Here is a 15,374-nt window from a genome sequence, read left to right as displayed (position 1 = left end):
ACGTGTGATTTACAAAGTTAGTTTTAAAATGTTAATTTTAAATGTAAATTATTGTTAAATAACATCAGCAAAAACTGTGCCGTTTTTAACATAATAACCATAAACGATGCTTTTCGTTTTAAAGTATATTTCAACTTGATTTTTTTGCCTTTTTTTATAATTTTTTAAAAAAGACGCATAAAAAGAAAAATGAGCTCTTATAACAGCCCAACAATGAGCAAATTGACCTTCTATTATGAATTTAACACCTGCAACACCATCTAATAACATTCTGATAATAAGTACTTGAAAAAGAGTTTTTTGTGGTAGATTTTTGGTTAACATTAATAATGAATTTCTAAAGTTGAGAAAAGTTTTTTGCGGATTGGATTGTTGTAAAGTTGCTCCTCCCACATGGTAAACGATTGATTCTGAATTGTATTTTATTTTATACCCTTTATTAATGGTTCGCCAGCATAAATCAATTTCTTCCTGATGGGCAAAAAAATCTTCATCAAAACCTTTTAGCTCTTTATAAACAGCAGATCGAATAAAAAAGCAAGCTCCAGAAGCCCAGAATATTTCTGTATTATCATTGTATTGCCCGTTATCTTTTTCTATGGTATCAAAAATGCGCCCACGGCAAAAAGGATAGCCAAATTGATCAATGAATCCACCGCCAGCACCAGCGTACTCAAAATAGTCTTTTCGTTTAAAGTCTAATATCTTAGGTTGGATGATTGCCGTTTCTGGTTCTGCTTCAAAAGTTTCTAATATAGGTTTCAACCAGTTTTCGGTAACTTCAATATCTGAATTCACCAGAGCATAAATTTCGGCATCAATATGTTGCAAGGCATCGTTATATCCGCCAGCAAATCCTTGATTGCTCTTATTTTGTACGATTTTAATCGTTGGATAATTGTTCTTTACAAATTCTATTGACTCATCTGTCGAAGCATTATCGGCAACATAAACAGTTGCTTCGGGAGAATATTGAATTACTGAAGGCAAAAACTGTTCTAAAAGTTTTACTCCATTCCAATTCAGTATGACTACGGCTATTTTCATTTAGATTATTCGATTTTTAGATATTGGGATTATTTGATATTTAGATGCTAATAGTCTAAAATTCCAAACCTTTGTAGTTTGGTAGATTTTCTAGGAAGGTATATTTTTCGTTTTCAAAATCCATTAAACAAAAATAATGATTTAGACCATTGGTTACCATCAAAAAATCAGCTTCTAGCGTCATATTGTATCTCGCAATTTGATCAAATGTAGCTTGGGCTATTTTTACTTCGGGTGCTTTGCATTCTATTAATATGAAAATAGTTCCATCAGGATTGAAAACTACCACATCATATCGTTTTCGTAAACCGTTTACCATTAAAACTTTTTCAACGTTAACTAGTGATTTGGGGTATTTTTTTTCTTCTAATAGAAACTGCACTACATGTTGGCGAACCCATTCTTCGGGAGTAAGAATGATGAATTTTTTCCTGATGGCATCAAAAATAGATACTTTATTTTCGCTATTTTTGAAACGAAAAGTATAAGAAGGAAAATTGAGTTTCTGCATGAGGCGAAATTAGTTAATTTAGTTTAAAGTTTAAAGTTTCATATTCTTCAACATGAAACTTTAAACTTTAAACCTCAAACATAAAAAATGGACGAAGTTGTAAAGATTGTGAATGATATAAAAGGAGGAAACATCAAACCTATTTATTTTTTGATGGGAGAGGAACCCTATTATATTGACAAATTATCAGAATATATAGAGACCAATATTTTATCCGAAGAGGAGAAAGGTTTTAATCAAAGCGTGCTGTACGGAAGAGATGTTAGCATAGAAGATGTTGTATCAACAGCCAAGCGTTACCCAATGATGGCCGATCGTCAAGTAGTTATTATAAAAGAAGCTCAGGAATTATCAAGAACGATTGACAAAATCGAAAGTTACGTCGAAAATCCTATGCCTTCAACGGTTTTGGTATTTTGTTACAAATACAAAACGTTGGACAAAAGAAAGAAAGTCACCAAACTTTTAGCCAAGAACGGTGTTGTTTACGAAAGCAAGAAATTATATGAAAATCAAGTAGGAGATTGGATTAAACGCGTATTGGCTGGAAAAAAATACACTATTGAACCCAAGGCTTCGGCTATGTTGGTTGAGTTTCTAGGAACAGATTTGAGTAAGATCAATAATGAACTGGAAAAACTGCAAATCATTTTACCAGCCGGAAGTACCATTACTGCAAAAGATATCGAAGAAAACATCGGATTTAGTAAAGATTATAATGTCTTCGAATTACGAAAAGCAATTGGGGAGCGAAACCAATTGAAGGCCTACAAAATTGCTGAAAATTTTGCCCAAAATCCAAAAGACAATCCATTGGTAATGACAACAGGTTTGGTTTTTGGTTTTTTTATCCAATTATTAAAATACCACGGATTAAAAGATAAAAATCCGAAAAATGTGGCTTCAGTATTGGGGGTTAATCCTTTTTTTTTAAAAGATTATGATGTGGCTATCAAAAACTATCCAATGCGAAAAGTGAGTCAAATAGTAGCTTCTTTGAGAGATACCGATGTAAAAAGTAAAGGTGTTGGCGCTAATAGTTTGTCTCAAGCCGATTTATTAAGGGAAATGCTTTATAAAATATTTAATTAAACAATTATACCATGTTTATTTCTACTAAAAAAATCCATTTTGTAATTGCTTTACTTCTTACAGTTCATTTTGCTATGTCACAAAATTCAAAAATAAACACCATTCAATACATCTCATTTGATGCATATCCTGTCTATTTGAAAGATGATTTAGGGGTAACTTATACAGCCAACAAAACCACAGTTAAATTATGGAGTCCCAATGTAGAAGAAACCAAAATTAATTTATACAAACTAGGCAATGGTGGAGAGGTATTTGCAGCTAAAAGTCTAGATTACGACCCAAAAAACGGAGTTTGGCAAATTGTTTTAGACGGCAATTATCATAATACCTATTATACTTTACAAGTAAAAAATAAAGGGATTTGGTCCAAAGAAATGCCAGATCCTTATGCAAAAGGAGTGGGAGTTAATGGAAATCGAGGCTTAATATTCGATGCAAAGCAAACTAATCCATCAAATTGGAATACAGACAAACAACCTGAATTAAAATCTGTTTCGGATATTATCCTTTATGAAGCACATGTTCGTGATTTTTCAATTGATCCATCATCAGGTATAAAAAACAAAGGAAAATTTCTTGGGCTCACAGAGAAAAACACCAAAAACACTTTTGGTGAAGCAACAGGTTTAGATCATTTAAAAGAATTAGGTATTACTCATTTGCATTTGCTTCCGGTTTTTGATTACAAATCAGTAGATGAATCGGCATTAGACAAAAAAGAATACAATTGGGGATATGATCCTCAGAATTATAATTCTTTAGAGGGTTCTTATTCAACGAACCCTTTTGATGGATTAGTGCGTATTCAAGAATACAAACAAATGGTTTTGGCACTACATGAAGCTAAAGTTCGTCTGGTAATGGATGTGGTTTACAATCACACGAGTTCTACAGATATTTTTGACCAATTGGTTCCTGGTTATTACTACAGAAGTTGGCCTGATGGAAAACGTTCGGATGCTTCAGCCTGTGGAAATGAATTTGCCTCCGACAGAATAATGGCAAGACAATTTATGCTTGAATCCCTTAAATATTGGGTAAAAGAATATCATGTTGATGGATTCCGATTTGATTTAATGGGAATTCACGATATTGAAACGATGAATACTATTTCGGTAGAATTAAAGAAAATTGACCCAACAATATTTTTATATGGTGAAGGATGGACAGCAGGTAACTCACCTTTACCAATAGAAAAAAGAGCGCTGAAAAACAATGTTAAAAAGTTAAATGATATTGCCGTTTTCTCTGATGACATTAGGGATGGAGTAAAAGGACATTGGGCTAATGTTGCTGAAAAAGGTTTTGCAAGTGGAAATCAAACTTATAAAGAAGTAATTCAATTTGGTATTGTGGCTTCTACAAATCATCCACAAATAAAATATGACGCTAACCGAAGTTATGCTCAATTTCCATACTCTGATAGTCCTACAAAAGTGATTGGATATGTTTCCTGTCATGATAATAACACTTTGTACGACAAATTAAAAATTGCCAACCCAAAAGCAACGGAAAAAGAGTTGGTGCAAATGGACAAACTAGCCAATACCATTATTTTGACCTCGCAAAGTATTCCTTTTTTGCACATGGGAGTAGAAATGAAACGCACCAAAATGGGAGTGGAAAACTCTTATAAATCACCAGATAGTATCAATAAAATAGATTGGAACTGGAAACACAAGAATAAAGAATTAGTTCAATACTACGAAAACCTAATTGCTTTAAGAAATAGTCATCCAGCATTCAAAATGACATCCGAAAAAATGATTCAGGAGCATTTGGATTTTTTACTTTTGGATTCCCCTTTATTAATTGGATATACTTTGAAAAATCATGCTAATGGTGACAAATGGAAAAATATTAGAGTATATTTTAATGGCGATGACAAAGCTATTACACAAGCCATTGATGGTTCTTGGAAATTAGTTTGTAATGGAGAACGTATAGATGAAAAAGGAATAGACTTAATTCAAAATAAAGCTATAGTAATTCCTGGCAGAAGTGCTCTGATTTTGTATCAAGAATAACAATTTTTTATTCAAAATTGTTCTAAAAAATCACGACATTTGCACTTCTTTAAAATTAAAATACCACAATTATGGGAATGAATAAAAACACTATTTTAGGATGGGCTACTTTGATAATGATTCTTATGGGGTTGTTGTTGATAGGATTAGGCGCTTTTCGATATGACGATGTAGCGGGCTGGGGATTTGCTGCTGTAGGTTTTGGTTTTTTAGCCAATGCTTGGGTATTTAGTTCACTTAAAGGAAGGGTTTAATTTACATTCAAAACCAATAATGAATCACTTTATAAATTAAAAATTTAAATATGTCAGACGATAAGAAAGTAATTTTCTCAATGCAAAAATTGAGTAAAACCTATCAAGGAGCAGATAAACCTGTGCTTAAAAACATCTATTTGAGTTTCTTTTACGGAGCTAAAATAGGTATTCTAGGTCTAAATGGTTCTGGTAAGTCTTCTCTTTTGAAGATTATTGCTGGAGTTGATAAAAATTACCAAGGAGATGTGGTTTTTCAACCGGGATACACAGTAGGTTATTTGGAACAAGAACCAATCCTTGACGATTCAAAAACCGTTATCGAAATTGTTCGTGAAGGTGTTGCCGAAACGATGGCAGTTCTTGAAGAATACAATCAAATCAACGATTTATTTGGTCTTCCAGAAAACTACGAAGATGCAGATAAAATGGACAAGTTAATGGATCGCCAAGCCGCTTTACAAGACAAAATTGACGCTCTTGGCGCTTGGGAAATCGATACCAAACTAGAAATCGCAATGGATGCCTTGCGCACGCCAGAAGGAGACACTCCTATCAAAAACCTTTCAGGAGGGGAACGTCGTCGTGTGGCTTTATGTCGTTTATTATTGCAACAGCCCGATGTCTTACTTTTGGATGAGCCTACGAATCACTTGGATGCGGAGAGTGTACTTTGGTTAGAACAACATTTAGCACAATATTCAGGAACTGTAATTGCCGTAACACATGATAGATACTTCTTGGATAATGTTGCGGGTTGGATTTTAGAATTGGATAGAGGAGAAGGTATTCCATGGAAAGGAAACTACTCTTCTTGGTTGGATCAAAAATCAAGCCGTATGGCATTAGAAGAAAAAGTAGCTTCGAAAAGAAGAAAAACGTTAGAACGTGAGTTGGACTGGGTTCGTCAAGGTGCGAAAGGCCGCCAAACCAAGCAAAAAGCGCGTTTGCAGAATTACGACAAACTTTTGAATGAAGACCAAAAACAATTGGATGAAAACTTGGAAATCTATATTCCAAATGGCCCGCGTTTGGGTACTAATGTTATTGAAGCCAAGAATGTAGCCAAAGCTTTTGGAGATAAACTATTGTATGATAATTTGAATTTTAATTTGCCACAAGCCGGAATTGTTGGAATTATTGGTCCAAACGGAGCTGGTAAATCGACTATTTTCAAAATGATCATGGGAGAAGAAAAACCAGATGCAGGTGAGTTTTTGATTGGTGACACCGTAAAAATCGCTTATGTAGATCAAGCGCATTCCAACATTAATCCAGACAAATCAATTTGGGAAAACTTTGCCGATGGACAAGAACTCATTATGATGGGCGGAAAACAAGTGAATTCAAGAGCTTATTTATCGCGCTTCAACTTTGGAGGTGGCGAACAAAACAAGAAAGTATCCATGCTTTCAGGAGGAGAACGCAACCGTTTGCACTTGGCAATGACTTTGAAGGAAGAAGGAAACGTATTGTTACTGGATGAACCTACGAATGATTTGGACGTGAATACGCTTCGTGCACTTGAAGAAGGTTTAGAGAATTTTGCAGGTTGTGCCGTAGTGATTTCGCACGACAGATGGTTCTTAGATAGAATTTGTACGCATATTTTAGCATTTGAAGGGAATTCTGAAGTATATTACTTTGAAGGAGGATTCTCTGATTATGAGGAAAACAAGAAAAAACGTTTGGGCGGTGATTTAACGCCAAAACGATTGAAATACAGAAAATTGATTAGGTAGCAATTCAATTCTTGTAAAAAGCAAAAGAGGATGTCCACAGAAAGGCATCCTCTTTTTTTAGACAAAAAAAACTAATCATTTCTTTTTACCAGAATTCATCATCATAAACACGGATCCAATTAAACCAATAATTACCAATCCGAAAACAACTATCATTATAAACGCACCGTTATCCCATGAATAGAGTGATATATTTCTCATAAAAATTAACTTTTAAGATTAATCAAATTTATGATATCAATCCGTTTAAAGAGATGACATTTATCATATAATGGAATTATTTTAAAAATTTAATTTTTAACTCTGGAGTAGGTATCATGCAACTTTCTTTCTTGCCATACCATTTGTATCGGTTTTTGGCAATGTAGTTGTATAATTCGTTTCTCAATCTAGTTGGAATAATTTTAAAAACAACACCAATCGAAAATATTCCATCTAAACTTTTGGCTATTTGTAATACTGCATCCGATTTGTAATAATAAGCTATACCTGGTTCGTACAAAATAATACTGTCAATTTTTTTGGAATCAATCCCAATGCAAGCCAGAATCTCTTGCCCTTTTTCCGATTGTAAAGCCACAAATCGAAATACATCTTTTTTGTCATGTTTAATAATGAATTGCACAGCTGAATTGCACAGATTGCAAACACCATCAAAGAGAATTATTTTTTTGTTTGGGGGAAGGCTTAGCATATTTTTTTATTTGTGCAACATCTTAAAACTGAATGTCGAAATCGATTAACAATTTTACTTCTTAACTGCTTCAACCAATTCCAATTCATCCAGACTCACTTTTGAAGTAAACACGCCATAATTGACAACGGCTTTATTTTTTTCGATTTTATCAATACTTCCTACCGATTTTCCATCCAGCATTCGAACACGATCACCTACTTTTAGAATAGCTTTTGGTTTTTCAATTACAGGTTTCAATTTCTTTTCTTTCTTTTCCTTGCGAATCTCTTCTACGACAACAGTAACTTCTTCAATAATTTCCTTTTTCTTCTGGATAATCGCCTTAGCCTCTTTAGGAGTGGCTTTTTTGCGTTTGGAGTTTTCTATTTCAATAATTTTCAAAAACTCACCGATCAAGTCTTTTTTATTTTTGTTGTTGAAATATTTCTCGGCGATATCTTCAACTTTTTGACCAATGTAAATCGTCTTTTGATTACTGTCATACAATTCCTGATAGCTTTCCAGTTTTTGTTTGATTTTGACATTAATGTCTTCCATTTTTTTGCCTTCCTGACGCGCTTTCGTTTCTTCTTCTTTCAGCGTTTGGGAGGTTTTTTCCATTTTGGAACGCTCTTTTTGCAAGTTGGCAATTGTTTTGTCGAAACGAACTTTTCCAACCTCAATTTTCTTTTTGGCTCGATTGATTAAACTAAAAGGGATTCCGTTTTTTAAAGCAACTTCAAAAGTAAAAGAACTTCCTGCCTGTCCTAGAGCCAATTTATACATGGGTTCTAATGATTTTTCGTCAAATAACATATTGGCATTGGTTGCACAAGGGAGTTCGTTAGCCAGAATTTTTAGATTTGAATAATGCGTGGTAATTAATCCGAAAGCTTCACGATGATAGAACTCTTCCAAGAAAATCTCAGCCAAAGCACCACCCAATTCAGGATCGGAACCCGTACCGAATTCATCAATAAGGAACATGGTTTTCTTGTTACACTTCTTCAAAAAGTAGTTCATGTTCTTTAATCGGTAACTATAAGTACTTAGGTGATTTTCAATAGATTGATTGTCTCCAATATCTGTCAGTATTCTGTCAAACAAAAAGGTTTCACTGCGTTCGTGTACAGGTATCAACATACCGGATTGCAACATCAATTGCAACAAACCAACCGTTTTCATCGAGATGGTTTTTCCTCCTGCATTCGGACCTGAAATAACAATTATTCTGTTTTCTTGGCTTAATTCGATAGTTTGCGGATGTGTAACTTCTTTTTTCTGTTTGTTATTTAAATATAAAATTGGATGATAGGCATCTCTGAAATACAATCGACGTTCCTCAGTAATAGTTGGCAGAATTCCATTGATTCTATTGGCGTATTTTGCTTTGGCGGCAACCACATCGATATCACTAAGGAAATCCTGATACTGAATCAATAATGACAAAAACGGACGAACCGCATCCGATAACTGCTTTAGAATTCTTGTGATTTCCTCTTTTTCCTCATATTCCAAGTTACTGAGTTCACGAGAATATTTGAGCGTATTTTCAGGTTCAATATAAGCGATACTTCCTGTTTTAGAACTTCCCAGAATGGAACCTTTTACTTTTCGTCTGTACATGGCTAATACAGCCAAAACACGACGGTTTTGCACAAAACTTTCTTTGATATCGTCCAAATAACCTAAACTATTGTATTGTGTCAAAGCCGAACCAAAACTCTGATTGACTTTGCCTCGAACCAAATTCATTTCACGACGAATTTCCAACAATCGGGGAGAGGCGTTGTCTTTTATTTCTCCATATTTATCAACAACCGCATCTATAAGTGTGATAATTTCTTTGGTGAGTTGAATTCCGGAACTTTTGGCACAAAGATTCGGATAATAATCATTAAATTTATTTAAAAATACCAAAAGAACATTCGTCGTTTCGGATATTGTGGCAATTTTTCGAAAACCTCCCACTTCCAGAAAACTGTCTTCAATCGCTAGAAATTTTATTTCGTATGTAATGGCATCAAAACCATGATTGGGAATCGCATTGTTATTTTGAAAAGAGGAAACATACTCTGAAGTTTGCAATAATGCGCTCATCAAAGTGTCTTTGTCTCTAAAAGGAGTTATTTCTAAGGCTTTTTGTTTTCCTATATCAGTATTGCAAATTTCGGAAATCGTTTCGAGAACCGTAGGAAATTGCAAATCTTGTAACGTTTTTTCGGTAATGGAGATCATTTATTAAATTGATTTTACTTTACAAAAATAAGCTTATTTAATAAAGAAACATAGGGTTATTTCGCAGAGATTCACAGTGCCGGAATCAATACGAATTGATTCGATTTATCCCTTTTGTTTTAATTCTTTCGCTATTCTCTTCAAAATCTTCGTGTATCTTTGTGCAATAACTTTGTAAAATGAACCTCAACTTAATACCTTCCTGGCAAACTATTTTATCAGATGAAATAGAGAAACCGTATTTTCTTGAATTGATGGATACTGTTGACCTAGAATATCAAAATTCAGTTTGTTTTCCTCCTAAAGGGCTGATTTTTTCGGCTTTCAACAATTGTTCTTTTGAAAATATAAAAGTGGTTATTATCGGACAAGATCCTTATCATGGCGATGGCGAAGCCAATGGTTTATCCTTTTCAGTAAATGATTCGGTTCGAATTCCACCTTCGTTACGTAATATTTTTAGAGAGTTAACAACTGATCTGGATTCGATTTTTCTGCCCAGTTCAGGGAATTTGGAAGCTTGGGCAAAACAAGGAGTTTTATTGCTTAACGCCTCGTTAACCGTTAGGAAAGATAATGCAAACAGTCATAAACATCTCAAATGGAATTTGTTTACAGATGCTGTAATTCAAAAAATATCAGACGAAAAAGAAAATGTGGTTTTTATGCTCTGGGGAAGTTTTGCACAAAAAAAAGGTGCTAAAATTGATAGGGAGAAGCACTTTGTTTTAGAATCAGGGCATCCTTCACCCATGAGTGCTAATCAAGGAAAATGGTTTGGCAATAAACATTTTAGCCAGGCTAATTTGTATTTAGAGAAGAATAATTTACAAAAAATTGACTGGTTGTAATCATAGTTTCTCACCAACATATTATGTCTTGGTCACGAGTGAGGGATAGCAGCAAGCTACCAAAGTAGCGGGGATAGCCCGACCCCGATTAGTAAAGGAGGCGAATAAGCGGTCTCTAAAGTTGCCTCCTTTACTAATCGGGGGCACTCCCAAATGATATATAGAGAGCTAACGAATTGATTTATATTTATTCCAATGTCAAAGCTCCCAAAATTTCTTCGGATAAAAAAGGACCACCTGGATATTTAGCGGTATAATCAAGATTCAACCACACTTGGTTGCGCTCGTCGATGTGGTAATTGATTTGTTTATTTCGACTTTCCTCGACAAACAATACGTTTTTGATAAGATAATTTGCTTTTTCGAGGTCTTTCATGCTACCGATTAAGATTTCGGGATAGATATGACCTTTGGTATGAATCAATCTTGGTGTCCCGCCAATAGACCTGATTGCAGCGGCCATCAAAATGGAATGATCATCACAATCACCTGAAAAATACAACAATGATTCATGGGCGGTGGCAATGTAATCTCCATTTTTTGGATCGTTTACATAGTTCCACCGGCTATTTATTTCTTTGAACACGGCAAAACACTGAATTAAATTTCGATAATCCGAATATCCTCTGGTATTTTTAAAATGCTTTGTTGTGGCCATTATGGCAAAGTTTCTCACTTTCGGATTATCATATTCTATAGCTCTTAAAATCTCATCTTTATTGGGGAATGGCAGCAATTTGGCGATGATAATATCCTGTGGAAAAGGATTGTTATTCATGGTATATAACATTGAATTGTAATCGTCAAAAACCGAATTGAAACTAAAATTACCAAATAAACTTCCGTAAATAAGCACCAAAAAATAAAGCGCCAAACAAACAATTATAATAGTTCGTAATGCGTATAATGCGTAATGAATTATGATTAGAACGATAATAAATAGCATTATTCGATCCAAATTAAAATACCAATGAGGATCGACTAAATTTTGGTGAAGTACTATAAATAAAGGAATTGTAATCAGGATACTTAAAAAAAAGATAACGAAACTATCCCAAGGTTTTTTCAACTGAAACTTGGCTTTTACTAGATGAAAATTAGTTTTGTTAAGTTGTATCATAATACCCAAAAGTAGGGATCTGTATTGCTATTTGTAAAAGTACCTTTTTTATCTATAATTTCTAAACCAAATTTTTGTTTTAAGAGGTTGTTTAACATTTTTTTTAAGATACTAAGAAACTTAAATTCGTAGCATCTTAAAAACTTGGTAAAATCTAGACATTGATATCTTTAAAATCATTAGATATTGCATAGCGAATCATATTGGTAAAGGCTTCACTGTCCAATTTGGGAATTTCAAGAATTGAATTCAGCAAAGTGGTGTCGTATTCATTGGGTTTAGTTATAAAATAAGGCTTCAAATGCTTACCAATACTTTCATAATACAACTTTTCGATGGTGTTTTTGTATTTGAAATCCAGTGGATTTTTGATTAAAGTAAAATTGGTGTATCCTACTTCTTTCATAATCAACTGCAAACCTTTTACGATGTTGAAACTTTTGTCGTTTACGATGTTTAGTTGTTCGATATCGTCACGTTCAAAAGTGTTTACAACCACTTTGGCCACATAATCAACAGGAATAATATTCAAACCTGTTTCTTCGTTGATGATGAAACGAACGTTTTCCTGTTCGCCTTTTCGCTGAGATGTAAAGTGAAAGAACTTTGCCAAAAGATAAAAAACCATGTATTTCGGGATAAAATAAGGGCTTTCGGTTCCTAGCATTTTACCTCCAATAACACTCGGTCTCAGGATTTGAAAAGGCAACCCCAATCTTTTGCATTCTTTGGCTATGAAATTCTCAGAATGAAATTTGGCATTCTCATAAGCATTGCGATGTTCTGGAGTAAAATCCAGATTATGGAAATCATTATCAATTAGTCCTTTTCGGATTCCAGATGAAAATGCAGTTCCGATGTAGATGAATTTCTTGATGAAAGGATGGAAAGTATTGAAAAGCGATTTGGTTATTTTGGCATTCTCATCAAAAATCTTTTCTTTTAGGTTTTCGTCAGTAGATAAATTGACATAACCGGCTGAGTGGATAAAGTAAGCCCCTCTTATTCTTTCGGAAAAAGTATCTTGAAGATTCGCTAAATCAGAATCAATGATTTCGATATATTCATGTAGTTTTTCTAAACCGCTTTTTTGTAAAAGTAAAGGAGTATAATCGCTTGTCAAAAGTTCATTGATACGGTCTAAAGCACTAACTTTTCCTTTGTTTCTGGCAATAATAAAAAGCTTTCCGTTTTTATTTGCTTTGATATAAAGCTCCAGAATATCATACATAATATGCGATCCCAAAACTCCTGTAGCTCCCGTAAGTATTATTTTCATTGACGTGTTTTTCAAAATGCAAATGTAGTTTTAAAAAATAGAATCTCATTATTTTAAAAATAATCTTAATATTCAAAACTCAAAAGTAATCATTAATATTTTTCATACCAATCGAATCTATCATGGACAATATTTGATTTTTCTTTTTCGATGTAGTTTAAAATTGCTTTTGCAACAGGGGAGTGCTTTTTTCCTTTGAGCCATATTAAACTCCAGTTTGTTGTAATGGGCAATCCTTTAACTGGAATTATTTGCAGTTCATTGTTGCGTAGTTCGTTTTTTATACCAATCAGAGGCATGATCGAATAGCCCAAACCAGCTATTAATGCTTGCTTTACGGCTTCATTTGAGGTGAGTTCCATTTTATTCAATACCGAAATGGTATTTCTTTCAAAGAAACTTACCATGGTTTGCCTTGTTCCAGAACCTTTTTCCCTGAAAATTAAGGGTAAATTTTCGAAGAAACTTTCTTCTTGATTAACTTTTTCGAAAATGATGTCGGTATTACCAACTAAATACAGTTTGTTTTGAAGCAGGTCTAATTTTTCTACATTAAGTTTGGAAGGCAAAATGGAAACTAGCGCAAAATCGACTTCGTTGTTTTCTAAACTTTCTACAACCCTGCTTTTATTTGTTACATCCATCAGCAACTCGATCCCCGTATGTTCTTTCATGAAATCGGATAGAAAATAAGGCATGACATATTTACCCGTCGAAACGATTGAAATTTTCAATTTTCCGGCCATTTGTCCTTTGTAGGCTAAAGTTTTATAGTTGATGGCATGCACTTGATTTATAATATTCTCGGCAGCCTCGGCAATTTCATGTCCAAAATCGGTGATGTAAATTTTTCTCCCAACCACCTCAGTTAATGGAATATCAAACTGTTCCTGAAAATTTTTTAACTGGATAGATACGGCGGGCTGGGTTAGATGCAACTCTTCCGATGCCTTTGTCACGCTTTGTGTTTTTACTATTTTCAGAAATATCTGGAGTTGATTTAAAGTATAATTCATAAATTAATCTAATACATTACATTACAAATATAAATAAAAATTTATGAATTTGAATTCGGACTTTTGTGCTGTTAAATATAAATTCTGAAATTATTGAGACAAATATCAAAAGTAGGACAGCGGGACTTTCTTTTAAAAAGTTCATTTCGAAAATGAATAACACAAAAGATGGATCATGCAAAATTCAACATAAAATAATTTAAATTACAAAGTATCAAATGAAAACAGTCAACATTAAATTTTTTGCAAGCGCAATATTGATGGTTCTATTTTTTATAACCGCTTTAATGATAGGAGACGTTATATTTCAAAAAATGTTTCTTGCGATATCAATAGTATCAGGCCTTAAATTTCTTCAAATTTCTAATCATAACAGTATTGCATATGAAAACAACTGAGAAAATTATACTAATAGACGGTAATTTTTCACCAACAGAAGCAAAGGAGCTATTGATGAATTTATTCATCAACAAAATCAATTTTCATGAAAAGAAGAACTTCAGTTCACACGAGCGTTACGGAAAGGAAGACAAAACCGCAACAAGAAGAATACCCGAACTAAAAGAGAGTGTTGAAACAATCTCCCAAATAATAACTGAAGCAACAGCACAAAACCAGAAGATCGTGATAACATCAACGGTTAACATTCATTTTTCTAATACGGAAGAATAAAATGTTTGAAGGAAGAAAATTGCTAATTGCAACCAAACATGAAAAAGAAAGAGTAATTGCTCCAATTATAGCAAAGGAATTAGGTGTGAAATGTTTTGTAGTTACAAATCTTGATACCGATGAACTAGGAACCTTTACTGGAGAAATTGAAAGGAAAGAAGATCCGATAACAACAGCTAAGAAAAAATGCCTTATGGCTATGGAGTTGACTAATTGTGATATGGCTATAGCAAGCGAAGGTTCTTTTGGTTCTCATCCATCTATTTTCTTTGCTGATGCCGATGATGAGTTTTTATGCTTTATCGACAAAAAAAATAATTTAGAGATCGTTGCCAGAGAGTTAAGTCTGGATACCAATTTTAGTGGTGCTGTAATAATTAGCAAACAAGAGTTGGATGAATTTGCCGAAAGGGCAAAATTCCCTTCACACGCCTTGATTGCCAGAAAAGGCATCAATGATTTTGGCGAAATTGAAAAAGGCATCAACGATTGGGAAAAATTAGTTGAGGTGTACAATCATTTCATCGAATTATACGGCTCTGTTTATATTGAAACCGATATGCGGGCAATGTACAATCCTACCCGTATGAAGGTTATTGAAAGTGCTGCCATAAAATTGGTAAATAAAATTAACTCCTGTTGTCCTAATTGCAACACTCCTGGTTTTGGCATTACGGATGGCAAACGAGGCCTTCCTTGTGAATGGTGTCGTTTTCCAACCCGTTCCACTTTAAGTCATATCTATACCTGCCAAAAGTGTTTTTATGTAAAAGAAGAAATGCATCCGAACCATAAAGAATCTGAAGACCCTATGTATTGTGACAATTGTAATCCTTAAAAAAAAAT

The 15,374-nt window shown here is 33.9% G+C and carries 15 protein-coding genes; 7 read left to right on the top strand and 8 right to left on the bottom strand.

The genetic code is table 11. The annotated features are described in order from the left end of the window. Positions 1-54: 54 nt before the first annotated feature. Together KZH69_RS14745 and KZH69_RS14740 are read right to left on the bottom strand one after the other, a co-directional pair. Entirely contained in the window at positions 55-1,047 is a 993-nt protein-coding gene (locus tag KZH69_RS14745; protein ID WP_219318243.1) for a glycosyltransferase family 2 protein, read from the bottom strand. Between the two features lie 55 nt (positions 1,048-1,102). After that, the gene (locus tag KZH69_RS14740) at positions 1,103-1,558 is read right to left on the bottom strand and encodes a type I restriction enzyme HsdR N-terminal domain-containing protein (RefSeq protein ID WP_219318242.1); all 456 of its coding nucleotides are present in this window, start codon (positions 1,556-1,558) and stop codon (positions 1,103-1,105) included. Positions 1,559-1,645: 87 nt separating this feature from the next. Between KZH69_RS14740 and holA the strand changes: the two genes are divergently transcribed. The 4 genes from holA (at position 1,646) to ettA (ending at position 6,676) form a co-directional block, all read left to right on the top strand. After that, on the top strand, positions 1,646-2,650 hold the full coding sequence (holA, locus tag KZH69_RS14735; RefSeq protein ID WP_219318241.1) for a DNA polymerase III subunit delta: 1,005 nt from the start codon (positions 1,646-1,648) through the stop codon (positions 2,648-2,650). 11 nt (positions 2,651-2,661) lie between these two features. Then, the gene (pulA, locus tag KZH69_RS14730) at positions 2,662-4,680 is read left to right on the top strand and encodes a type I pullulanase (RefSeq protein WP_219318240.1); all 2,019 of its coding nucleotides are present in this window, start codon (positions 2,662-2,664) and stop codon (positions 4,678-4,680) included. 71 nt (positions 4,681-4,751) lie between these two features. Beyond that, the gene (locus KZH69_RS14725; RefSeq protein WP_077378911.1) at positions 4,752-4,934 is read left to right on the top strand and encodes a CAL67264 family membrane protein; all 183 of its coding nucleotides are present in this window, start codon (positions 4,752-4,754) and stop codon (positions 4,932-4,934) included. A 50-nt stretch (positions 4,935-4,984) separates the two neighbouring features. Then, complete coding sequence (gene ettA / locus KZH69_RS14720) at positions 4,985-6,676, top strand: energy-dependent translational throttle protein EttA (RefSeq protein ID WP_219318239.1); 1,692 nt, start codon at positions 4,985-4,987, stop codon at positions 6,674-6,676. Between the two features lie 75 nt (positions 6,677-6,751). Here ettA and KZH69_RS20550 read toward each other — a convergent pair whose 3' ends face one another. The 3 genes from KZH69_RS20550 to KZH69_RS14710 all read right to left on the bottom strand — a co-directional run bounded on the left by KZH69_RS20550 (position 6,752) and on the right by KZH69_RS14710 (position 9,590). Then, a complete protein-coding gene (locus KZH69_RS20550; protein WP_255558129.1) occupies positions 6,752-6,877 on the bottom strand; it encodes a hypothetical protein in 126 nt (41 codons plus the stop codon). A gap of 76 nt (positions 6,878-6,953) precedes the next feature. After that, entirely contained in the window at positions 6,954-7,370 is a 417-nt protein-coding gene (locus KZH69_RS14715; protein WP_219318238.1) for a thiol-disulfide oxidoreductase DCC family protein, read from the bottom strand. A 54-nt stretch (positions 7,371-7,424) separates the two neighbouring features. Continuing rightward, entirely contained in the window at positions 7,425-9,590 is a 2,166-nt protein-coding gene (locus KZH69_RS14710; RefSeq protein WP_219318237.1) for an endonuclease MutS2, read from the bottom strand. Positions 9,591-9,769: 179 nt separating this feature from the next. On the opposite strand from KZH69_RS14710, the gene ung reads away from it, so the two are divergent. Continuing rightward, entirely contained in the window at positions 9,770-10,441 is a 672-nt protein-coding gene (gene ung, locus KZH69_RS14705; RefSeq protein ID WP_219318236.1) for a uracil-DNA glycosylase, read from the top strand. 187 nt (positions 10,442-10,628) lie between these two features. Here ung and KZH69_RS14700 read toward each other — a convergent pair whose 3' ends face one another. The 3 genes from KZH69_RS14700 to KZH69_RS14690 form a co-directional block, all read right to left on the bottom strand. Next, positions 10,629-11,561, bottom strand: a complete 933-nt coding sequence (locus tag KZH69_RS14700; protein ID WP_219318235.1) for a transglutaminase-like domain-containing protein — start codon at positions 11,559-11,561, stop codon at positions 10,629-10,631. Positions 11,562-11,715: 154 nt separating this feature from the next. Beyond that, on the bottom strand, positions 11,716-12,840 hold the full coding sequence (locus KZH69_RS14695) for an SDR family oxidoreductase (protein WP_219318234.1): 1,125 nt from the start codon (positions 12,838-12,840) through the stop codon (positions 11,716-11,718). 92 nt (positions 12,841-12,932) lie between these two features. Continuing rightward, positions 12,933-13,856 carry a LysR family transcriptional regulator gene (locus KZH69_RS14690; RefSeq protein ID WP_219318233.1) on the bottom strand — a complete coding sequence of 308 codons (924 nt, stop codon included), beginning with the start codon at positions 13,854-13,856 and terminating at the stop codon, positions 12,933-12,935. A 384-nt stretch (positions 13,857-14,240) separates the two neighbouring features. Here KZH69_RS14690 and KZH69_RS14685 point away from each other — a divergent pair, with 384 nt between their 5' ends. Continuing rightward, on the top strand, positions 14,241-14,528 hold the full coding sequence (locus tag KZH69_RS14685) for a hypothetical protein (RefSeq protein ID WP_219318232.1): 288 nt from the start codon (positions 14,241-14,243) through the stop codon (positions 14,526-14,528). Between the two features lies 1 nt (position 14,529). After that, complete coding sequence (locus KZH69_RS14680; RefSeq protein ID WP_219318231.1) at positions 14,530-15,366, top strand: DUF6671 family protein; 837 nt, start codon at positions 14,530-14,532, stop codon at positions 15,364-15,366. Positions 15,367-15,374 lie beyond the last annotated feature (8 nt).

The organism is Flavobacterium taihuense, assembly GCF_019351435.1.
GTDB classification, from domain to species: domain Bacteria; phylum Bacteroidota; class Bacteroidia; order Flavobacteriales; family Flavobacteriaceae; genus Flavobacterium; species Flavobacterium taihuense.
The sequence above is the reverse complement of the archived record's forward strand: the minus strand, read 5'-3'. Positions and strand labels throughout refer to the sequence as shown.